Origin of the sequence: Streptomyces sp. BE303 (genome assembly GCF_036290945.1) — a bacterium.
Taxonomy (GTDB): domain Bacteria; phylum Actinomycetota; class Actinomycetes; order Streptomycetales; family Streptomycetaceae; genus Kitasatospora.
In genome coordinates this window covers 18,322-38,618 of record NZ_JAQYWZ010000767.1, presented here as the reverse complement: position 1 = coordinate 38,618, position 20,297 = coordinate 18,322, and the positions used below count along the sequence as shown (strand labels likewise).

The window sequence follows — 20,297 nt, the reverse complement described above, 5'->3', positions numbered from 1 at the left end:
CCTGCCCGCCTGCCCGCCCCGGCCTAGCCGATCTCGCGGATCCGCTCCAGCACCGCGGGCGACGCCTTCGCCGGCGAACCGGAGTCGAACGGGGGCTGGGGGTCGTACTCGGCGTGGAGCTGGATCGCCCGGGCGGTGGTCTCGTCGGCGAGCAGCGCCACGAGCCGGAGCGCCATGTCGATGCCGGAGGAGACCCCGGCCGCCGTGACGATCCGCTCCCGGCGGACCACCCGTTCCGGCGTGTACGTCGCACCGTACGCCGCCAGCTCGCCCGCGGCCGCCCAGTGGGTGGTCGCCACCAGCCCCTTGAGCAGTCCGGCCGCCCCGAGCAGCAGCGCACCGGTGCAGACCGAGGTGGTGAACCGGGTGGTCGCGTGCACCCGGCGGATCCAGTCGGTGAACCCGGCGTCGTCCAGCAGCGGACGCGCCCCGTTCCCGCCCGGCACGAGGAGGACGTCGCACGACTCGACCTCCTCGTACCGGGCGGGAACGTCCAGTCTCAGCCCGCCCAGGGTGTCGACCACCCGGCCGGTCCCGCTCGTCGAGACGAACCGCACGACGGCGCCCGGGAGATACCCGAGCACCTGGTACGGGCCGACCGCGTCGAGCGGCTCGAAATCGTCGAAGAGCGGGATCACGATGTCCATGTTCCGCAGGTTAGAGCGGAGTTGGCACGGCGTCCGCACCCTGGTCAGCGGATTCACGAGAACGAGTGGTCTGCACCACCGGCTTTCACCTGAGCGCATCCAGCTCGGCCCCGATCGCCGCCCGGATCGGGTCCTGCGCCGGGCCGAGCGCGTACCGGTCGTCACGCCACCGGTCCGCCGGGTAGAGCCAGACGGGCACCCGGACGAGGTCCTCGGGCTCCCATCCGAAGCGCGGCCACACGTGCGCGTGCAGCATCGGGTCGGTGTTGCCGAGGATCTCCAGGTTGACCCGCCGGAACGCCGGGTCGGCCGCCCGGCACGCCCGCTCCACGGCCTCGCCGAGCCGGTCGAGGTCCTCCAGGTACGCGATCCGGCGCGCCCTCGGCAGGTCGGAGAGCCGCTCGACGCCAGGCTCGTCCGTGAGCAGGATCGCGTAGCCGGGCAGGAACTGCACGTCCCCGATCACCGCGAACCCGGCGTCCAGGCGCCGGATCACGGTCGGGTTCTCACCCCGCAGCGCGCTGCCGATGCGGTCGGACTTCCAGTCGGTGCCGTCGTCGATCATGCGGCGATGCTAGGGTCCGTCTTCAAATCTGATCAAGCGATGAGAGATCACGTCGGTTGTGGTGCGGCGTCATGAGCTTTCGGATGCCGAGTGGGATGTGTTGTCGCGGTTCCTGCCGAGGTCAGGATCTGCAGGTCGGCCGCGCAGTGACGACCGCTTCCTCGACTTCTCCGAGGCCGACCTCACCCTCCGCCCGGACGGCACCTTCACCGCCGTCCTCCTCGCCCCCTCCCCGCTCCCCACCCTGGACGGCCACTGGCACGTCCACGACGTCTACCTCGCCACCGCCATCACCGCCCTGCGGTAGCCGGTCACCGAGAAGCGGTTCCCACCACCGGTCGCACGGGAAGTCCTTCAGGAAGAGCGGAACGGCGTCGCGTTCGTCCGGGAACACCTTTGCCCGCTCCCGGCGAACGCCGCCGGCCCTCGTCACCCGCCGACTCACCCCTCGCACCCGGGAGATCGCGATGACCGACAACCCGTCCGCGCAGCACGGCGTCCCGTCCTCACCCGACCCTGACCCGCTCCGTGACGAGCACCCCGAGATCGTGGCCGGCGCGGCCGTCGACGGGAACATTCATGTCGGCTACTGGGACAGCCCGGCGGACGGACGGTCGCTCGACCAGGCCACCGACCGGCTCACCGACCTCGTGGCGGGGCGGCTGGGCGCCGCACCCGGCCGCAGTCTGCTGGATGTCGGCTGCGGAACGGGACGGCCCGCGCTGCGCATCGCCCGGGCCACCGGTGGCCAGGTGTCAGGAATCTCGGTCAGCGCCGAGGACATCGCCCTCGCACGGACCCGGGCGGATGCCGCCGGGCTCGCCGACCGGGTGGACTTCCGGTACGCGGACGCCTGCGCACTGCCTTTCGAGTCCGCGTCCTTCGACGGTGCCTGGGCGGTCGAGTCCATGATGCACATTCCCGACCGGACCGCCGCCCTCACCGAGATCGCCCGGACCCTGCGGCCCGGCAGCACGCTGGTCGTCACCGACGTGCTGCTCCGGTCGCCGGTGACCGGCGAGGCCGCGGAGACGGTCCGCCGGACCTGCCGGGCGTTCGGGTCCCCTGCGCTCCCCGAGCCGGCGGAGCTCCGCACGGCCCTCGACCGCGCCGGTCTGGAGGTTCTGGAGTTCCAGGACATCGGGGAGCACGTCCGGCGCACCTACCAGGCGTTCGCCGATGCCTTCGCGCGCGTCACCCCCTCCGTGGACGACCCGCACTACGAGTTCTTCGACTTCGCCCGTTCCCTTCCCCGGTTCGGTGCCCTCGCGGAGATCGGCTACGCCTTCGTGGTCGCGCGCCGCCGGTGAACGGAGGCGCCGGCCGGGTCGGCGGGGCCGGAGGACGGCATCGCCGGGACGCGAAGGGCGGCCGATCCGGCCAATAGAGTTCCGTCACGATCCGTCAGCGGCGGCAGGAAAGAATCGCTCAAGAATCCGCTGCCGGAGCCCCGTCGCCATGGGGCAGCCGGACCGGGCCGATACCGGACCGTGCGCGGACAAGGCCCCGCCCCGGCGATTCCGCCGGGGCGGGGCCGCGGCACACACCGGGAGGCAATCCCTCAGCACGCGACCGTTCGCCGTGTCAAGTGGAACTCAAGGCGCCCTGAAGAAGTTCGCCCTCGCACTTGTTCTCCGGGATTCGGCTAACCTCGCGGAGTGGAGAGGCAAGCTTCAGGTCGTTCATTCTCCAGTTCGAATCCAGACCGCTTCGTCCCGCCCCGACCCCGCCGTTCGGACCGCCCGCCCCCCCGCCCGTTCGGCCGTTCGTACGGGAATACTGGTTCCGAACCCCCGTGCCCGTCCGAGCGCGACGGGGGACCCTCATGACCGGGGCAGCCCGGCCCCGACCGGTGGTGGGCGCACTGATCCGTGATCCGGCCGGCCGGATCTTCGTCCAACGCCGCTCGGCCGACCGCTCCCTCTTCCCCGGTTGCTGGGACGTGGTCGGTGGAGCCGTGGAACCAGGGGAGTCCCTCCTGGACGCGCTCCGCAGGGAGATATCGGAAGAGACGGGGTGGCGGTTGCGCCGCGTTCTCGCCCGGGTGGCACACACGGAGTGGACGGGGGACGGCATACGACACATCGAGTCGGACTACCTCGTCGAGGTGGACGGAGACCTCTCCTCGCCCGCACTCGAACGGGACAAGCACACCGAGTTCGCCTGGCTGGCCGCCGAGGACGTCACGCTGCTCGACGAGAACACACTGCGCAGCGGCAGCACCTTCATCAAGGACGTCGTGACCGCGGCACACGCTTGGCGCGCCGACCCTTCGGGGAGCCGCACGGCTCTCTGAACCGTCTGCGGACACGTACGTCCGATCCGGGCTGAACAACCCTTTCCCGACTTCCCACGTCATCGTCGAGCGGTGTTCTGCGAGGGGAATATTCTGCATGCCCGGCGACAGGCTGAAGGACATCCGTCCGCGACCACGAGTGCTGATGATCGGATTTGCCGGGCATCAAGGAAAGGAGTACCTGCCGATCGTACAGGAGATTGCCGATATCGTCGGCGGCGTCGACTCCGCCCCGCCCGCCGTGCCACTCGCCGACGCATGGGGATTCCCGTACTACGGGAGCCTCGACGACGCACTGAAAGCCGTCGAATTCGACGCCGCAGTGGTCACCGTGCCTCACGGCGAGCATTTCCCGGTCTGTACGCGGCTGCTGGCGCACGGCCGGCACGTCATCAAGGAGAAGCCGTTCGCGGTCACCGAACCTGAAGCGCGCCAGCTGATACATCTCGCGCAGCAGGCCGACCGCAGCGTCTTCACACTGCTGCAACGGAACTTCGACCCGGTGTTCCGGTTCGCCCGGGACAACCTCGCGCGGATCGGGAGGCCCTACTGGTTCTCCTACGACTACCACTTCAACCTGGCTCGTCCGACCACGGGTTGGCGCGCGTCCCGGGAGCAGGCAAGGGGTGGTGTGCTCCTCGACATGGGCTACCACCTTGTCGATGTGCTCAACGGGATGTTCCCCGAAACCCCCCGGGTGCACTCGGCCTTCGTGCACCAGTACCAGGAGACGCGGGATCGCCGACTGGAGGATCTGGTCGCCCTCCTGTGCAGCTACCCGTCGAGGGGGCTGGCGGGCTCGCTGCGCATCTCGCGCCACAGCCTCGCGAAGACCGAACAGCTCTGCGTGCTCGGTTCGGAAGGCGCGTTGACCGTCGCCCCCGGCGCGGCCACCCTGCATGCCGTCGGAGGGGCCCAGTTGGAACGCTACGCCCCGGAAGGATCCAGGACCGACATCACGCGCTCCATGTTCATCCACTACCTGGACCGCCTGGAGGACCGCGACTACCGCCGGGACCACCTCCTGCGTCAACTCGCCACCGTTCGCACGATCGACGGAATCTACCGGGCCCGATCGGGCGGGACGAGCGGACTCACCGACCGATGCGCCTGACCCACCCCGCAAGGACAGGAAGAGAGCACATGAGTACCGACGAACGGCTCGCCCTTCTCGGGGGCGCACCCGCCATCTCGCGGCCACTGCCCCACGAGGTGTGGCCGCCCCCCGCGGACGAGGCGGAGCTGTCCGAGCTGGCCGCACAGCGGAACACCGACATCTCCATCAAGGGCAACAGCGGCCCCATCGGCCGGCTCGAAGCCGACTTCCTCGCCTTCCTGAACGGCGGCGCCCGCTACGCGGTCACCTTCAACTCCGGCACCAGTGCGCTCCTCGCCGCCTACTTCGCCCTCGGCGTACGCGAGGGGGTGGATGTCGTGGGACCGGCGCTCACCTACCACGCCGCGCTGAGCCCCGTCTTCGCGCTGCGCGGTGACGTGGTCCTCGCCGACATCGACCCCGACACCCGCGGCCTGGACCCCAAGGCGCTCCAGTCCGCGCTGACCGAGCACACCAAGGTCGTCACCGTCGTCCACCAGTGGGGCCACCCCTGCGACATGGACGCGATCCTGTCGATCGCCGAACGGCACGGGCTGCGCGTCCTGGAGGACTGCTCCCACGCCCACGGCAGCCGCTACAAGGGCCGGCCGGTCGGCACCTTCGGCGACGCCGCCGTCTTCTCCCTCCAGGCCAACAAGGCCGTCTACGCCGGAGAAGGCGGCATCCTCGTCACCAGCGACCCCGGGATCCAGGACCGCGCCACCCTCCTCGGGCACTACCGGGACCGCTCCCGGGACTCCGTCCTCGACGAGGACCTGCGGGCCCACTGGGTCACGGGCTTCGGACTCAAGCTGCGCATGTCACCGTTCAACGCCATCGTCGCCCGGCATGCCCTCGCCGCCTTCCCCGCACGCAAAGAGGCCCGGCACCGGTGCCTGCGGCACCTCGGCGAGCAGCTCGCCGACGTGGAGTACCTGCAGCAGGTCCATGTCGCCGACCACGTCGACATGGGCGCCTGGTACGGCTACAAGCCGCTCTACCGGCCCCAGGCGCTGGGTGGCGTTCCACGTTCGGTGCTCATCCGGGCGCTGCGCGCCGAGGGCATGGAGGTCGGCGCCCCCTCCGGCCCCCGGCTGTCCACCCTGCCGCTCTACGCCCGCACCGAGAACCCTCTCTTCCCCGGAGTCCCGAAGAAGGCCACCAGGCCGGGGGCCGACTCGCAGGCCGAGCACGTCGAGCAGCACGCGCTCTCCTTGCCGACCTTCACCGCCTGGCCCGACGACACGGTGCTCATCGACCAGTACGCCGAGGCGTTCCGCAAGATCGGCCGTCACCGCGAAGCGCTGGTCCGGTACGCCGCCGAGCTGCCCCGATGACCGAAACCGCACTGCCGAAGAGGGAGTGGGCATGACTGTCGAAGAGTCGCCGGAGGACGTGGCGAGGGCCCTGCAGCACGCCCTCGCCGGTGACGACCTGCCGGACACCTTCACCCTGCTGGGACGGGAATGGAGCCTGCACCGGGGTGTCTGGCCCAGCACGCTGAGCGCGGCCACCGAGGTGATGGCCTCGGTGGTGCCCTATCCCCGGGACGGCTCGTTCCTGGAGGTCGGCTGCGGTACGGGCGTCATCGCCGTCACCGCCGCACTCAGCGGCTGTGCCTCCGTCACCGCACTGGACGTCAACGAGAAGGCCGTGGCCAATACCGTCGCCAACGCCGAGCGGCACGGTGTGGGCGACCGGGTCCGCGCCCTCCACAGCGACATGTACACGGCGCTCGATCCCCTGAGCCGCTTCGACACGATCTTCTGGAACGTGCCCTGGACCTATGTGGAGGACGGCTTCGCCCTCTCCAGCGACATCCACACCGCCGTCTTCGACCCGGGCTACCGGGGCCAGGCCCGCTACCTCGCCGGGGCGCACGAGCACCTGACCGACGGCGGCCGGCTGCTGCTGGGCACCGCCCACCTCGGGGACCGTGAACGGCTCGACGTGCTCGCCGGTGAGGCCGGCCTGCGGATCGACATGCTGCGCAAGGTCCGCCGGATCGAGGAAGTGGGCGTCATGGAGTACCACCTGCTCGAACTGCGAACGAGGTGATCCGGTGACGCCGCCCGTGCCACCGGAGGACGACCTCGAACTGGCCCTCCGTCTGGGCGACCTCGCCGACGGGCTCACCGTCCGCCGCTTCCACGCCCTCGACCTGCGGGTCCGGGAGAAGCCGGACCGTACACCCGTGACCGACGCGGACACCGCCGTCGAGACGGCCGTCCGCGCGGAACTGCGGTCCGCCCGCCCCGGTGACGCGTTCGCCGGGGAGGAGACCGGCGGCTCCGTCTCCTCCGGGCGCACCTGGCTGGTCGACCCCATCGACGGCACCAAGAACTTCCTGCGCGGCGTACCGGTCTGGGCCACGTTGATCGCCCTGCTGGAGGACGATCGCCCCACCGTCGGCGTGATCAGCGCCCCCGCCCTGCACAGCCGCTGGTGGGCGGCGGCGGACCGGGGCGCCTGGCTGCGCCGGGGACCGGCCGGCACCACCCCCGTGCGCCTGGGGGTCTCCGGCCGCACCCGCCTCGACCAGGCATACCTCTCCACCACCAGCACCCGGACCTGGGACGTCTTCCACTCACGTGCGGCCTATCTGCGCCTGGCCGAAGCCTGCTGGGAGGACCGTGCCTTCGGCGACTTCCTCCAGCACTGCATGGTCGCCGAGGGAACGCTCGACATCGCGGCCGAACCGGTCGTCAACCCCTGGGACATCGCCGCGGTACAGGTTCTCGTGGAGGAGGCCGGCGGCCTCTGCACCGACCTCCTGGGCACCTCGCCCCGGAACGGCACCGGCGCCCTGTCCGCCAACCCGCGGTTGCACCGGCTCGCCCTGAAGGCCCTCTCCGCGCCGCCCGCAGCACCCGGGCCGCCCGGACCCTGAGCCCGCCCCGAACCGTCGGACGCGGAACCCACCGAGAAACGGACCATCATGCTGATTCTTTCCCTCAAGGAAGGCCATGACGGGGCGATCGCGGCCGTCGACGACGGCAGGCTGCTCTTCTCCCTGGAAGCGGAGAAGGACTCGTTCCTCCGCTACAGCAATCCGACGGCCGAACTGTTCGCGACGGCGGCGGACCGGCTGGACAGGCAGCCCGACGTCGTCGCCGTGAGCGGCTGGATCAAGGGCACCCAGTGCACCGACCAGGCTTCGCGCGCCGGGTACTTCGGTGTGGGCGCATCCGCGATCACGGACGAGGCCGGCCGGTTCTTCGGCAAGGCCGTGCGCGTCTTCTCGTCCACCCATGAGCGCTCCCACATCATGACGTCCTACGGCATGTCGGCACTCCGCCGGGACCAGCCCTTCTACAGCCTGGTGTGGGAGGGGAACATCGGCTCGTTCTACCGGATCGACCAGCACGGGAAGGTGACCCATCTCAAGGAGGTGCTCAACTACCCCGGCAACAAGTACTCCTACGGCTTCGCGCTCGCCGACCCGAAGTTCAGTCCGCACCAGGAGTTCGTCCGGTTCCAGGACGCGGGGAAGCAGATGGCCCTGGCCGGATTCGCCGAGAACCGGCCGGCGACCCGGGCGGAACAGGACGTGATCGACTTCGTCCTCGGCCAGAAGGAGGTCATCACCGGAAGCCTGAAGGACCGGATGACCGATTCCCCCTTCCACAACGTCGGTGTGGAATCGAGCGCTTACAAGAACCTGGCGGCCCGGCTCTCGGACGCCATCTTCGACCGCTTCCACGCGTACGCCCGGGAGTACCTGACCGAGGGAATCCCGCTGCTCATCTCCGGGGGCTGCGGGCTCAACTGCGAGTGGAACCGGCGCTGGCGCGAGTGCGGGCTCTTCCCCGCGGTCTTCGTTCCGCCGTGTCCCAACGACAGCGGATCCGCGATCGGCACCGCCATCGACGCCCAGCACTTCTACACCGGGTCGGCCGACCTGGAGTGGGACGTCTACGCGGGCGGCGAATTCGTGGAGGACATCGCGTTCGACCCGCAGCGCTACGAGATCCGCCCGCTGGACCACGGCGAGGTCGCCCGCCACCTCCGCGACGGGAAGATCATCGGCTGGGCGCGGGGCCGCTGGGAGATCGGCCCCCGCGCCCTCGGGAACCGGTCGATCCTGGCCGCTCCCTTCACCGAGGAGAGCACGGCCAGGCTCAACGGGATCAAACAGCGCGAAAGCTACCGCCCCATCGCCCCGATCTGCCTGGAGCAGGAAGCGGGCCGCTGGTTCGGCGGCGGCCTCCCCGACCCCTACATGCTGTACTTCAGCCGGGTCGAATCCGCCGACCTGCGCGCGGTGACCCACGTCGACGGAACGGCCCGCACCCAGACCGTCGACCCGACCGCGAACCCGGCCATGGGTGCACTGCTGACCGCCTTCGGCGAACTCACCGGATTCAGCGTCCTCTGCAACACTTCGCTCAACTATTCGGGACGCGGGTTCATCAACCGGAGCAGCGACCTGATCGCCTACGGCGAGCTGCACGGACTGGACGGGTACGTCGTGAACGACGTCTTCGTCACACCGCGACGCTAGGGCCGGCTGCGCGCGCGGGTGTCCGGCGGGTGCCCGGCGGGTGCCCGGCGGGTGCCCGGCCGCGACCAGGTCGGCGGCACGGCCGGGCACCCGCCCCGCCCACCGCTTTGCGCCCCGGGCCGGTCCCCGGCATCGGAGGACCTCGCAGGACGGCCGCGCCTGCCAGTAGCGCCCCCGAACGGCTCGAAGGCCGCCCCCGGTGATTCGGGGACGGCCTTCGCTGCGAGTCGGTGAGTGCGTCAGCCGGCGTCGAACTCGCCGTCGGCGGTGGCGGTCACGAAGGACTGCCACGCCGCCGGGGTGAAGCGCAGTCGCGGACCCTGCGGGTCCTTCGAGTCACGGACCGAACCGGGGCGCGCGTCGTCCACCTCGATGCAGTTGTCGTTTGCGTTGCCGCTGCTGTAACTACTCTTGCGCCACTGCTCGGTTCGCTGCATCCGCGTGGTCCTCCGCCGCCGATTCGATCAGGGCCAGGGACGCCTCCGGCGACAACGCGGCAGCCCTGACCAGATCGTAGGCCAGCGAGCACTGGTCGACCAGCGCCGGATCGTCCACCAGATTCCCCGTGAGAAGCCCTTCGACATAGGCCGTCGGCGGCGCATCCTCGAAGGTCATCAGGCTGAGGGAGCCGACCATCAACGAGTGCGCACCCGCCGTCAGCGGAACCACTTGGATGAGTGCCTTGCGCGCCTGGAACAGAGCGGCAAGATACCTCAACTGGCCTGCCATCACAGCCTCGCCGCCGACGGGGCGCCGCAGCACCGCCTCGTCCAGGACCGCCCAGTACATGGGCGCGGACTTCCGATCGAGCAGCTCGGCCCGCGACATCCGGGCCGCGACCATCTCCTCGTTCTCGGCCGCCTTCCGCAGCGGCTGCGCCGACTCGAACAACGCCCTCGCGTAGTCGGGCGTCTGCAGCAGGCCCGGCACCAGCAGCGGGGAGAACTCGCTGATGGTCAGCGCCAGTCCCTGCAACTCGGCGGCGTGCCGGAAGTAGTCGGCGTAGCGCGAGGACTTCCGGTACATCTCGTAGACGCGCAGGAAGTGGCCGCCGGTGCTGAGCACGTCGTCCAAGCGCACCGACATGTCCTCCTGCGGGTTCCGGACCGCCCCCTCCAGCAGGCCGACGTACGCGCCCGAGCAGAACAGCAGCTTCCCCAGCGCCTCCTGCGAGAGCCCCGCCTCCTCCCGCAGCCGCTTGATCTCCTCGCCCCAGAACGCGCGGGGCGAACGGGACGGGTCGAGTTCCCTGGCCATGTGCCAAATCCCTTCAAGGAACCGGTGCTCGGGCCTTCCGGTGGCAACGCTAGCCACGCAGAGGAACGACTGGGACACGAACAGCAATAGTGTGCTTGTCTCATCGAGAGTGACCTGGATCACATCGCCGGTCCCGATGAGTTCTCGCGCCGCCCCCGGTCCTACTGGCATGACGAACACGATGGCAGCGCCGATCACCCCGACCGCCCCGGCCGACCGCGCCCGCTCCACCACCCGCGCCCTGCTGGCCGCCGGCGCCGCCGCCGGGCCGCTCTTCCTCGCCGTCGGCGTCGTCGGGGGCCTGACCCGCGAGGGCTTCGACTTCACCCGCAACGCGCTCAGCCAGCTGAGCCTCGGCGACCTCGGCTGGATCCAGCAGACGGCGTTCCTCCTCACCGGTCTGCTCACCGTCACGGGCGCCGTCGGGCTGCGGCTCGCGCTGCCCGCCGGCGTCTGGGCGCCGCGACTCGTCGGGGTGTTCGGCGCGGCCTTCGTCCTGGACGGGTTCTTCGCGGCCGACCCCGGAGCCGGGTTCCCGGTCGGGGCGCCCGAAGGGCGGGTGACGGAGCTGAGCGCGCACGGCACCGTCCACCTGATCGGCGGGGCGGTGGGCTTCCTCGCCCTGTGCGCGGCCTTCCTCGTCCTCGCCCGGCACCTGGACCGCGGCTGGGCGCTCGCCTCCCGCCTGGTGGCCGCCGCCGTGCTCCTCGGCTTCGCCGCATCGGGGGCCACGGTGCTGGCCTTCACCCTGGGCGCCGCGCTCGGGCTCGGCTGGCTCACCGCTGTCACCGTCAAGCTGAATGCGTGAAGATCGAACTCCCAAGACCGTTCGGACGTCAGGAGAATCCCCATGGCCCTCCCCGGCAACGGCCCCGCCAGCTACTTCCCCTCCATCGAGGAGAAGTACGGCCACCCCGTCTCCCACTGGAAGGAGCTGATCCGCTCCTCCCCGCTCAGCAAGCACGCGGAGCTGGTCGCCTGGCTCAAGGCCGAGCACGGCCTCGGCCACGGCCACGCCAACGCGCTCGTCAAGCACACGCTGGACGAGTCGAAGGGCTGACGCCCCGGAGGGCGCGGCCCCGGCTCAGATGCCGAGGCCGCGCACCACCAGGTCGACCAGCGCGAAGAAGAACAGCGAGATCCCGACGAACCCGTTGGTCTGGAAGAACGCCCGGTTCAGCCGCGAGAGGTCGTGGGGCTTCACGATGGTGTGCTCGTAGACGAAGGCGCCCGCGACCACCAGCAGCCCCACCCAGAACGCCGGCCCGGCGTCCGTCAGCACCGCGTACCAGCCGAGCAGCAGCGTGGTGACCACGTGGCAGCCGCGCGCGCCCCGGATGGCCGCCGGGACGCCGAACCGGGCCGGCACCGACCGCACGCTGCCCGCCCGGTCGGACTCCACGTCCTGGCAGGCGTAGATGAGGTCGAAGCCGCCGATCCAGATGCCGACCGCCGCACCGAGCACCACCGCGTCCCAGGACCACGTGCCGGTGACGGCCAGCCAGGCGCCCACCGGTCCCATCGCCTGGGCGATCCCCAGGATGGCCTGCGGGAAGTCGGTGAACCGCTTGCCGTACGGGTAGACCACCATCGGCACCACGGCGACCGGCGCGAGCACCAGGCAGAGCGGGTTCAGCAGGGCCGCCGCGCCCAGGAAGACGATCAGCGCGACCGCCGAGCCCACGTACGCGGTCTTCAGCGAGACGGCGCCCGTGACCAGTTCACGCCCGGCGGTGCGCGGGTTCCGGGCGTCGATCTCCCGGTCGATGATCCGGTTGGCCGCCATGGCGAAGGTCCGCAGTCCGACCATGCAGACGGTGACGACGAACAGCTCGCCCCAGTGCACCCGCTCGTCGGACAGGAACATCGCGGTCAGCGCCGCGATGTAGGCGAAGGGCAGGGCGAAGACCGAGTGCTCGATCATCACCAGCCGGAGGAAGCTCTTGACCTTCCCGGGCGGGACCTCGGGGAGGGCTGCCGCCGTGCTCACAGGCCGTACTCCTTCCAGCGACGGTCCACCAGGGCGGCGGTCTCGGGGTCGGAGGAGACCATCTCGGGCCAGCCGCCGTCCCGGGTGTAGCCCTCCGTGGGCAGCTTGCGGGTCGCGTCGATGCCCGCCTTGCCGCCCCAGAACTGCTGGTAGGAGGCGTGGTCGAGGTGGTCCACCGGACCCTCGACGACGGTCAGGTCGCGGCTGTAGTCGACGTTGCCGAAGGCCCGCCAGGCGACTTCCTGGTAGTCGTGCACGTCGCAGTCGGCGTCCACCACGATGATCAGCTTGGTCAGCGACATCATGTGCGCGCCCCAGATGGCGTGCATCGTCTTCTGGGCGTGCTTCGGGTACTTCTTGTCGATCGAGACGATCACGCAGTTGTGGAAGCCGCCCGCCTCGGGCAGGTCGTAGTCGACGATGTCCGGGATGATGATCTTCAGCAGCGGCAGGAAGAACCGCTCGGTGAACTTGCCCAGCGGGCCGTCCTCGGTCGGCGGGCGGCCGACCACGATGGACTGCAGGATCGGACGGCGGCGCATCGTCACGCAGTCGATCGTCAGCGCCGGGAACGGCTCCTGCGGCGTGTAGAAGCCCGTGTGGTCGCCGAACGGGCCCTCGGGCAGCAGCTCCCCGGGCTCCAGCCACCCCTCCAGGACCACCTCGGCGTCGGCCGGCACCTGGAGCGGCACGGTCTTGCAGTCGACCATCTTCACCCGCTCCCCGGCGACGAAGCCGGCGAACAGGTACTCGTCGATGTCGCCCGGCAGCGGGGCGGTGGCCGCGTAGGTGACGGCCGGCGGGCAGCCGAAGGCGATCGCGACCGGCAGCCGCTCACCCCGCGCGGCGGCCACCGCCGCGTGGTTGCGGCTGTCCTTGTGGATCTGCCAGTGCATGCCGATGGTCCGCCGGTCGTGCCGCTGGAGGCGGTACAGACCGAGGTTGCGGATGCCGGAGTCCGGGTCCTTCGTGTGGGTGAGGCCCAGGTTGAAGAACGACCCGCCGTCCAGCGGCCAGGTGAAGAGCGCGGGCAGCTCGTCCAGGTTGACGTCCTCGCCGGTGAGCACGACCTCGTGCACCGGCGCGTCACCGGACTTCACGTTCCGCGGCGGCACGTGGGCCATCGAGGCGAGCTTGCCGAAGGCGTCCCGGAACCCGGTGAAGCCCTGCGGCAGCTCCGGCTTCAGCAGACCGGCGATCTTCTCGGAGATCTCCTCCGGGCCCTTGAGCCCGAGGGCCTTGGCCAGCCGGCGCTCGGTGCCGAAGACGTTCATCGCCAGCGGCATCGAGGAACCCTTGACGTTCTCGAAGAGCAGCGCGGGGCCCTTGGCCTTCTGCACCCGGTCGACGATCTCGCCGACCTCCAGGTACGGGTCCACCTCCGCCTTGATGCGCTTGAGGTCGCCTTCGCGGTCGAGGGCCCGCAGGAACGAGCGGAGATCGTCGTATGCCATGCCAGCCAGTATCCGCCACCCGCTAGCCTGGCCTGTGTCAAGGGCCCCCCTGAAGCGTCCCGCCGCTCCAGGAGTCGCCCGCCCGCCACCGCCGTCGCCGGGGGAGATCGCCGCCGTGCTGAGGATTCTGACCTTCGTACTCCCGCTCGCCCTGTGGGTGTGGGCCTTCATCGACTGCCTGACCACCCCCGAGGACGAGGTGAAGCACCTGCCGAAGGTGGTCTGGGTGATCATCGTGCTGCTCTTCCCGCTGGTGGGGTCGATCGCCTGGCTGGTGGCCGGCAAGCAGCGCAACGCCCCGCGGACCGCCGGTGCGGGCCGCCACGTGAACGGCGACGGCGGCTCCGGGTTCGACCGCCCGCGCGGAGGCCGGCCGCTCGCGCCGGACGACGACCCGGAGTTCCTGGCGTCGTTGAAGAAGGACGACAAGAAGCACGAGGACATGCTCAAGCAGTGGGAGGCGGATTTGCGCCGCCGCGAGGAGGAGCTGCGCGGCAGGGAGGATCCGGAGGACGGCCGGAGGAGCTGACCCCCCGTAGCTCGGACAGCCCACCCGGTACCCACCGGGTGGGCTGCGGAGTTTTTGGCGCATCCCTACGACTGCCCTGCTGCCACCGGCCGTCCGGCACAGCCTTCACGGCCGCACCGAGCGACCCTTGAGCGATCCTCGATTCGACCCGATCGGCGCTGCTCATGACAGCCCTGACCTGCGGGTTTCCTCATGCTCAGATCATCCGGCGGCCACCTGGGCGAAAGCTCGGGGTAATCGAACAGCTACCGGCCGCATGGGCTGAAACGCTACGGGTTCTGTGCAGCCCTGACATCTAAACGGACGCGACCTTGTACGGAATCGACGCCGAAACCAGCACGCGGCCCCTCGTACAGTCATAAGTGAAGAAGTGATTCGCAGCCGGGGGCATCGCAGACGTTGGCTGTCGGACAGTTCCCTCACCTTTGGAGTGGTTCGAGATGACGGTTGTGCATGAGGCACCGGTCGGAGACGACATCCCGGAGAGCCCGGCGGACGCCCGAGGGCGGGTCGCCGAGTTGCACGAGCTTCGCGAGCAGGTCCGCCGCGGCCCCAGCGAGAAGGCCACCGAGGCGCAGCACGCCAAGGGCAAGCTGACCGCCCGCGAGCGTATCGACCTGCTGCTCGACGAGGGCTCCTTCCGCGAGGTCGAGCCGCTCCGCCGGCACCGCGCCACCGGCTTCGGCCTGGAGGCCAAGAAGCCGCACACCGACGGCGTGATCGTCGGCTGGGGCACCGTGCACGGCCGGACGGTCTTCACCTACGCCCACGACTTCAGGATCTTCGGCGGCGCCCTCGGCGAGGCCCACGCCCAGAAGATCCACAAGATCATGGACATGGCCATCGCGGCCGGCGCCCCGCTGGTCTCGCTGAACGACGGCGCCGGCGCCCGCATCCAGGAGGGCGTCACCGCCCTCGCCGGGTACGGCGGCATCTTCCAGCGCAACACCCGGGCCTCCGGCGTCATCCCGCAGATCTCCGTGATGCTCGGCCCGTGCGCCGGCGGCGCGGCCTACTCGCCGGCCCTGACCGACTTCATCTTCATGGTCCGCGAGACCTCGCAGATGTTCATCACCGGCCCGGACGTGGTGCAGGCCGTCACCGGCGAGAAGATCAGCCAGAACGGGCTCGGCGGCGCCGACGTCCACTCCGGCGTCTCCGGTGTCGCGCACTTCGCGTACGACGACGAGCAGTCCTGCATCGAGGAGGTCCGCTTCCTCCTCTCCCTGATGCCGCAGAACAACCGCGAGATGCCGCCGCCGGTCGTCAACGACGACCCGGTGGACCGCCGCAACGACTCGCTGCTCGACCTGGTGCCGGCCGACGGCAACCGCCCGTACGACATGCGCAAGGTGATCGAGGAGATCGTCGACCACGGCGAGTACCTGGAGGTCCACGAGCGCTGGGCCACCAACGTCCTCTGCGTGCTGGCCCGGATCGACGGCCACGTCACCGGCATCATCGCCAACCAGCCGCAGTCGCTGGCCGGCGTCCTCGACATCAACGCCAGCGAGAAGTCCGCGCGCTTCGTCCAGATGTGCGACGCCTTCAACATCCCGCTGGTGACCATGCTCGACGTCCCCGGCTTCCTGCCCGGCGTCGACCAGGAGCACGACGGCATCATCCGGCACGGCGCCAAGCTGCTCTACGCCTACTGCAACGCGACCGTGCCGCGCATCCAGCTGATCCTGCGCAAGGCGTACGGCGGCGCGTACATCGTGATGGACTCGCGCTCGATCGGCGCCGACCTGTCCTTCGCGTGGCCGACCAACGAGATCGCCGTGATGGGCGCGGAGGGCGCGGCCAACGTGATCTTCCGCCGCGACATCAACGGCGCCGACGACCCGGACGCCATGCGCGCGCAGAAGATCAAGGAATACAAGAACGAACTGATGCACCCGTACTACGCGGCCGAGCGCGGCCTCGTGGACGACGTCATCGACCCGGCCGAGACCCGCCAGGTCCTGGCCTCCTCGCTGGCCATGCTGCGCACCAAGCACGCGGACCTGCCGAGCCGCAAGCACGGCAACCCCCCGATGTAACAGCGCGGTTCGGCCGCGGACAGCACCGCGGCCACAGTGCCGACGACCCCTCACCCTCTTCCGCCGGGAGAAGACCGGACCATGACCGCTTCCGCCGAACCACTCGTCCGCATCGTCCGCGGCTCGCTCACCGACGAGGAGCTCGCCGCCCTGACCGCCGTGCTGATGGCGCGCGCCGCGTCCGCCCAGCACGCGGCCTCCGCCGCGTCGCCGGTCGAGCCGATCGCCAACTGGCAGCGCCTGGAGCGCCGCCCGGCGTACTACTCGCCGGTCAGCTGGCAGTGGGCCGCCTGAGGCCCGCCCGCAGCACCGGACCGCACGACCGACGGCCGGTCACCCTCGGGGTGGCCGGCCCTCGGCGTTCGCGGTGCACGATCGCGGCGCACGGTCGCGGTACGCAGTCACGGCGCACGGTCGCGGCGCAGAGCCACGGCGCACGTTCGTACACGTGAACCGGCGTACAGACCGGCGCGCGATGCCATTCGCGCGCCGGAGAGTGACCCCGGGTGCTCGATAGGATCGCCACCGGACGGTACGCGGCCCGCCGCCCCGTCGGCCCGTGGGATCCAGCCGCTGCCGACGACCAGAACTATCCGAGGAGGCTGCGATGGCCAGGCAGGCCCGGGCGCTGGCGACCCGCCAGGCGGTGCTGCTCGCCGCGGCCGAGGTGTTCGACGAGCGGGGCTACGCGGCCGCCACCATGGCGGAGATCCTGGAACGGGCCCGCGTCACCAAGGGCGCGCTCTACTTCCACTTCCGCTCCAAGGAAGAGCTGGCGCTCGCCGTGATCGCGGGCCAGAGCGCCTGGCTGGCCACCTGGCAGCCGGCCTCCGAGAGCCCGGTGCAGACCCTGATCGACCTCGGCTACGCCTTCGCCCACGCCCTGCTCGACAACCCGGTGCTGCGCGGCTCGATCCGGCTGACCATCGAGCACGGCAGCTTCACCCAGCCGCAGATCGCCGCCTACCAGGGCTGGACGGACGCGGCCCGCGAACTGCTGGAGCACGCCCGGGACTCCGGTGAGCTCCGCCCCGGGGTGGAACCGGCGGCCGCGGCCGGAGTGATCACCGGCGCGGTGACCGGCATCCAGCTCAGCTCGCAGGTGTTCACCGACCGCCGGGACCTCCTGCGGCGGATGGCCGACCTCTGGACGCTCCTGCTGCCCGGCCTCGTCCCGCCGCACACCCTGGCCCGGCTCGTCCTGGCCGACCGGCTGCCGCCCGCCGAAGCGCCTGCGGGCACGCCGCCCGCGGACGCACCGCCGGCGGACGCACCACCGGCGAAGGCACCGGATCCCGGACCGCCCCCGGCCTGATCCGCCGCCCGCCCCGCTGTCAGGTCCGGTACTCCCCGAAGCGCTCCGCCGGCACGAGGGCGGGCAGCGCGGCCGCCCAGAGCCCGCGGACCGCCTCCTCCGCGAGCCGGCCGGTGGACTCGGCGGCGAACAGCACCAGCCCGGCCGCCAGCGTGGTGAGCAGTTCGGCGGCCTGGCCCCGGTCCAGCCCGGGGCGCAGCTCGCCGGCCTCCCCCGCACGGTCGAGCAGGGTCCGGAAGACGGCGGTCAGGCTGCGCCAGGCGTCCGCCGACGGCTCCGGGGGTGATCCCGCCGGCGCCACCACCAGTCCGCCCGCGCAGGCCGCCGGCCGGCCGCCGAGGCCGAGCAGCACACCGGCCCGGACCACCACGTCCTCGCGCAGCAGCCGGCCGAGCTCGTGGGTGAGGTCGATCAGCTCCTGGACGGCCGGCGCGGCGCCGCGCAGGGCCCGCAGCACGGCCGCGCCGATCGCGTCCCCGGCCTCGGCGCGGACACCGTCGGCGAGCGCCTGCTTGGAGACGAAGTGGAAGTAGAGCGCGCCCTTGCTGACGCCCGCCCGGCGACTGATGTCGACCAGGCTGGCCGACTCGAAGCCCGCGTCCGCGAAGGTGTCCGCCGCGGCCAGCAGCACGGCCTGCCTGGTTCGCCCCGCCCGTTCCTGCTTAGCCACTCGGCCCCTCCGGCCCCGGCCGCGGCGAGCTCCGGCTCGCCCGGGTGCTGTCTCGGCGCCGCCGTCGGTGGTGGTGCGGCGCCACGCATGCGGACCGGCCCGCCCGAAACCGCATGGTTGGTATCTAATCTAGCCCCTGGTCGGTCCCCGCCGTCCAGGGGGGACCGACCCCCGTCCAAGGTCCGGACTCTCCCGGCCGGACGTTCCCGCAGACCAGCGGCCGGGTAGCGTGTGCATGTCGGCTTTCCGGCAGTGGCGGCCCCGCACGCCGAGCAGAAACCGGGTGGCCTGTATGTTTTTCCGAGGCCGCTCACGCGGCCGGTCGACCGACACCCGGGAGTGGGGCCCGCCATGCCAGCGATCGCAGAACCGGACGGCGATTCTCCGTACCCCCACCCCGCTCCCGGCCACCCCGGTCACGCCCGCTACGACTTCCACGAGCGGACCGTCTCGCGCCGTCTGGTGCACCGTTCCTCGGTCGCCGAGGTCCTGATCACCGGCTGGCAGGCCACCGGCCCGTACGACTTCCTGCTCGGTGCCCAGTGGCCCCGGCTGCACGGCTTCTACCGGCTGCCCGGCGACCGCCACCACGACCCCGTCCTGATGGCCGAGACGATCCGCCAGGCCGCCCTGCTGATCGGCCACGTCGGCTTCGGCGTCCCGCACGACCACCACTACGCGCTCGACGAACTCAGCTACGCGCTCGGGCCTGCCGGCCTCGACGGCCTCGCGATCGCCCCCGCCCCCGCCGCGTTGATGCTCCGCGTCGGCTGCCAGGACGTCCGGATGCGGCACGGCCGGCTGGCCGCCCTGCGGGTGCACGCCGAGATCGAACGGGACGGCCGTCCGGTCGGCCGCGGCTCCGGCGAACTGCGGGTGCTCTCCCCCGGCTCGTACGCCCGGCTGCGCGGCCCCGGCCGCCCGGCTCCCGCTCCCCGGCCCCCGGAGTCCTGCACCGCGCCCGAACTCGTCGGCCGCCAGCGGGCCGCCGACGTCGTGCTCGGCCCCTCGTTGCTGCCCGGCAGCTGGCTGCTGCGCGCGGACGCCGACCACCCGGCGCTGTTCGACCGGATGGACCCGGCCCCCGACCACGTCCCCGGGATGCTCGTCCTGGAGGCGGCGCGCCAGGCCGCCCAACGGCTCTGCCACCCGGCCCGGGTGGCGCCGGTCGAGCTGGTCACGTCCTTCCACGCCCCCATCGCGCTGGACCGCCCCTGCCTGGTCCGGGCCGTCCGCGAGCCCGCCCCGGAGAGCGGCCCCGGGGCCGGTCGTGACGTACGGCGGCTCCCGGTCCGGGTCCTGCTGGTGCAGGACGGCCGGACGGTCGCCGAGTGCCGGCTGTTGGCCGGTCCGGCCGACGGCGGGCCGACCGCCGTCGGGCCCGCCCCGGTCTGCCGGGGCCTGTCGCTCGCCGGCTGATCCGGCGCCCGCACCGGCGCCGGACCGTGGCTCCCCCCGGTACCGCCGTCAGGTCAGGCCGCGACCAGGGCCGACGGACGACCCGCGTGCATCACGCTGAGGTTGGCCGCCAGCCGGACCGGGTCCTGGGCCAGCCAGAGCCGCAGCGCGGCGCCCAGCATGGCGCTGGCCGAGCCGATCCGGACCTCCGTCACCTGGGCGATCCGGGCCGCACCCGGCACCAGCAGATCGGCCAGCGGCGTCGGCAGCCAGACGGTCAGCGCGCACGGCGCGGGCGCCGCGAGGGCCCCCAGCAGCCGGTAGGCGTCGGTCGGCGAGCTGAACGTGGGAATGATGTCCAGCAGGCCGTCTGCCACCACCTCGGACACGTCGCTCCGGTGCCCCTGGGCGAGCCGGCGGAGCAACGTGCGCTCGGCGACGGTGATTCGGACGGTCAGCATGACCTCGTCGCACTCCATTGCGCGATTTCCTCCTCGGTTCATTCCCGTGCCGGACCGGACGGCCGGCACGAAC

Annotated in this window: 23 protein-coding genes; 15 read left to right on the top strand and 8 right to left on the bottom strand. The window is 71.3% G+C overall.

The genetic code is table 11. The features are described from left to right. Positions 1-23: 23 nt before the first annotated feature. Together PUR56_RS23110 and PUR56_RS23105 are read right to left on the bottom strand one after the other, a co-directional pair. On the bottom strand, positions 24-647 hold the full coding sequence (locus PUR56_RS23110) for a DJ-1/PfpI family protein (RefSeq protein ID WP_329885486.1): 624 nt from the start codon (positions 645-647) through the stop codon (positions 24-26). A gap of 85 nt (positions 648-732) precedes the next feature. Continuing rightward, the gene (locus PUR56_RS23105) at positions 733-1,212 is read right to left on the bottom strand and encodes an HIT family protein (RefSeq protein ID WP_329950315.1); all 480 of its coding nucleotides are present in this window, start codon (positions 1,210-1,212) and stop codon (positions 733-735) included. Positions 1,213-1,309: 97 nt separating this feature from the next. Here PUR56_RS23105 and PUR56_RS23100 point away from each other — a divergent pair, with 97 nt between their 5' ends. From PUR56_RS23100 to PUR56_RS23065, 8 genes are all read left to right on the top strand, one after another. Then, positions 1,310-1,519: a hypothetical protein gene (locus PUR56_RS23100; protein ID WP_329885488.1), complete on the top strand. Its 210-nt coding sequence runs from the start codon at positions 1,310-1,312 to the stop codon at positions 1,517-1,519. 160 nt (positions 1,520-1,679) lie between these two features. Then, on the top strand, positions 1,680-2,522 hold the full coding sequence (locus tag PUR56_RS23095) for an SAM-dependent methyltransferase (RefSeq protein WP_329885489.1): 843 nt from the start codon (positions 1,680-1,682) through the stop codon (positions 2,520-2,522). Between the two features lie 515 nt (positions 2,523-3,037). Beyond that, positions 3,038-3,508 (top strand): NUDIX hydrolase, encoded by a 471-nt coding sequence (locus tag PUR56_RS23090; protein ID WP_329950314.1) that lies wholly within the window; start codon positions 3,038-3,040, stop codon positions 3,506-3,508. A gap of 97 nt (positions 3,509-3,605) precedes the next feature. After that, positions 3,606-4,622: a Gfo/Idh/MocA family protein gene (locus tag PUR56_RS23085; protein WP_329950313.1), complete on the top strand. Its 1,017-nt coding sequence runs from the start codon at positions 3,606-3,608 to the stop codon at positions 4,620-4,622. Between the two features lie 29 nt (positions 4,623-4,651). Beyond that, positions 4,652-5,941: a DegT/DnrJ/EryC1/StrS aminotransferase family protein gene (locus PUR56_RS23080; RefSeq protein ID WP_329950312.1), complete on the top strand. Its 1,290-nt coding sequence runs from the start codon at positions 4,652-4,654 to the stop codon at positions 5,939-5,941. A 31-nt stretch (positions 5,942-5,972) separates the two neighbouring features. After that, positions 5,973-6,662 (top strand): methyltransferase, encoded by a 690-nt coding sequence (locus PUR56_RS23075; protein WP_329950311.1) that lies wholly within the window; start codon positions 5,973-5,975, stop codon positions 6,660-6,662. Between the two features lie 4 nt (positions 6,663-6,666). Then, complete coding sequence (hisN, locus tag PUR56_RS23070) at positions 6,667-7,494, top strand: histidinol-phosphatase (RefSeq protein WP_329950310.1); 828 nt, start codon at positions 6,667-6,669, stop codon at positions 7,492-7,494. A gap of 48 nt (positions 7,495-7,542) precedes the next feature. Beyond that, entirely contained in the window at positions 7,543-9,108 is a 1,566-nt protein-coding gene (locus PUR56_RS23065) for a carbamoyltransferase C-terminal domain-containing protein (RefSeq protein WP_329950309.1), read from the top strand. A gap of 239 nt (positions 9,109-9,347) precedes the next feature. Here PUR56_RS23065 and PUR56_RS23060 read toward each other — a convergent pair whose 3' ends face one another. Then, a complete protein-coding gene (locus tag PUR56_RS23060; RefSeq protein ID WP_329950308.1) occupies positions 9,348-9,545 on the bottom strand; it encodes a DUF397 domain-containing protein in 198 nt (65 codons plus the stop codon). Further along, entirely contained in the window at positions 9,514-10,365 is an 852-nt protein-coding gene (locus tag PUR56_RS23055) for a helix-turn-helix domain-containing protein (protein ID WP_329950307.1), read from the bottom strand. Before PUR56_RS23055 ends, PUR56_RS23060 begins: the two co-directional genes overlap by 32 nt. Before the next feature lie 169 nt (positions 10,366-10,534). Here PUR56_RS23055 and PUR56_RS23050 point away from each other — a divergent pair, with 169 nt between their 5' ends. Both PUR56_RS23050 and PUR56_RS23045 read left to right on the top strand, forming a co-directional pair. Then, positions 10,535-11,173: a DUF998 domain-containing protein gene (locus tag PUR56_RS23050; protein ID WP_329885498.1), complete on the top strand. Its 639-nt coding sequence runs from the start codon at positions 10,535-10,537 to the stop codon at positions 11,171-11,173. A 42-nt stretch (positions 11,174-11,215) separates the two neighbouring features. Continuing rightward, on the top strand, positions 11,216-11,425 hold the full coding sequence (locus PUR56_RS23045) for a DUF4287 domain-containing protein (protein WP_329950306.1): 210 nt from the start codon (positions 11,216-11,218) through the stop codon (positions 11,423-11,425). A 24-nt stretch (positions 11,426-11,449) separates the two neighbouring features. On the opposite strand, the gene mqnP is transcribed toward PUR56_RS23045, so the two are convergent. Both mqnP and PUR56_RS23035 read right to left on the bottom strand, forming a co-directional pair. After that, the gene (gene mqnP / locus PUR56_RS23040; RefSeq protein WP_329885500.1) at positions 11,450-12,355 is read right to left on the bottom strand and encodes a menaquinone biosynthesis prenyltransferase MqnP; all 906 of its coding nucleotides are present in this window, start codon (positions 12,353-12,355) and stop codon (positions 11,450-11,452) included. After that, positions 12,352-13,809: a menaquinone biosynthesis decarboxylase gene (locus tag PUR56_RS23035; protein WP_329885501.1), complete on the bottom strand. Its 1,458-nt coding sequence runs from the start codon at positions 13,807-13,809 to the stop codon at positions 12,352-12,354. The genes mqnP and PUR56_RS23035 overlap by 4 nt, the downstream gene beginning before the upstream one ends. A 115-nt stretch (positions 13,810-13,924) precedes the next feature. On the opposite strand from PUR56_RS23035, the gene PUR56_RS23030 reads away from it, so the two are divergent. The 4 genes from PUR56_RS23030 to PUR56_RS23015 all read left to right on the top strand — a co-directional run bounded on the left by PUR56_RS23030 (position 13,925) and on the right by PUR56_RS23015 (position 17,695). Further along, on the top strand, positions 13,925-14,338 hold the full coding sequence (locus PUR56_RS23030) for a PLD nuclease N-terminal domain-containing protein (RefSeq protein WP_329885502.1): 414 nt from the start codon (positions 13,925-13,927) through the stop codon (positions 14,336-14,338). Positions 14,339-14,778: 440 nt separating this feature from the next. Further along, complete coding sequence (locus PUR56_RS23025; protein WP_329885503.1) at positions 14,779-16,380, top strand: acyl-CoA carboxylase subunit beta; 1,602 nt, start codon at positions 14,779-14,781, stop codon at positions 16,378-16,380. An 81-nt stretch (positions 16,381-16,461) separates the two neighbouring features. Then, the gene (locus tag PUR56_RS23020) at positions 16,462-16,674 is read left to right on the top strand and encodes an acyl-CoA carboxylase subunit epsilon (protein WP_329885504.1); all 213 of its coding nucleotides are present in this window, start codon (positions 16,462-16,464) and stop codon (positions 16,672-16,674) included. Positions 16,675-16,987: 313 nt separating this feature from the next. Continuing rightward, the gene (locus PUR56_RS23015) at positions 16,988-17,695 is read left to right on the top strand and encodes a ScbR family autoregulator-binding transcription factor (RefSeq protein ID WP_329950305.1); all 708 of its coding nucleotides are present in this window, start codon (positions 16,988-16,990) and stop codon (positions 17,693-17,695) included. Positions 17,696-17,714: 19 nt separating this feature from the next. On the opposite strand, the gene PUR56_RS23010 is transcribed toward PUR56_RS23015, so the two are convergent. Beyond that, on the bottom strand, positions 17,715-18,365 hold the full coding sequence (locus tag PUR56_RS23010; protein WP_329885506.1) for a ScbR family autoregulator-binding transcription factor: 651 nt from the start codon (positions 18,363-18,365) through the stop codon (positions 17,715-17,717). Between the two features lie 351 nt (positions 18,366-18,716). Here PUR56_RS23010 and PUR56_RS23005 point away from each other — a divergent pair, with 351 nt between their 5' ends. Further along, a complete protein-coding gene (locus PUR56_RS23005) occupies positions 18,717-19,784 on the top strand; it encodes a ScbA/BarX family gamma-butyrolactone biosynthesis protein (protein ID WP_329950304.1) in 1,068 nt (355 codons plus the stop codon). A 53-nt stretch (positions 19,785-19,837) separates the two neighbouring features. On the opposite strand, the gene PUR56_RS23000 is transcribed toward PUR56_RS23005, so the two are convergent. Next, positions 19,838-20,224 (bottom strand): hypothetical protein, encoded by a 387-nt coding sequence (locus PUR56_RS23000; protein WP_329950303.1) that lies wholly within the window; start codon positions 20,222-20,224, stop codon positions 19,838-19,840. Positions 20,225-20,297 lie beyond the last annotated feature (73 nt).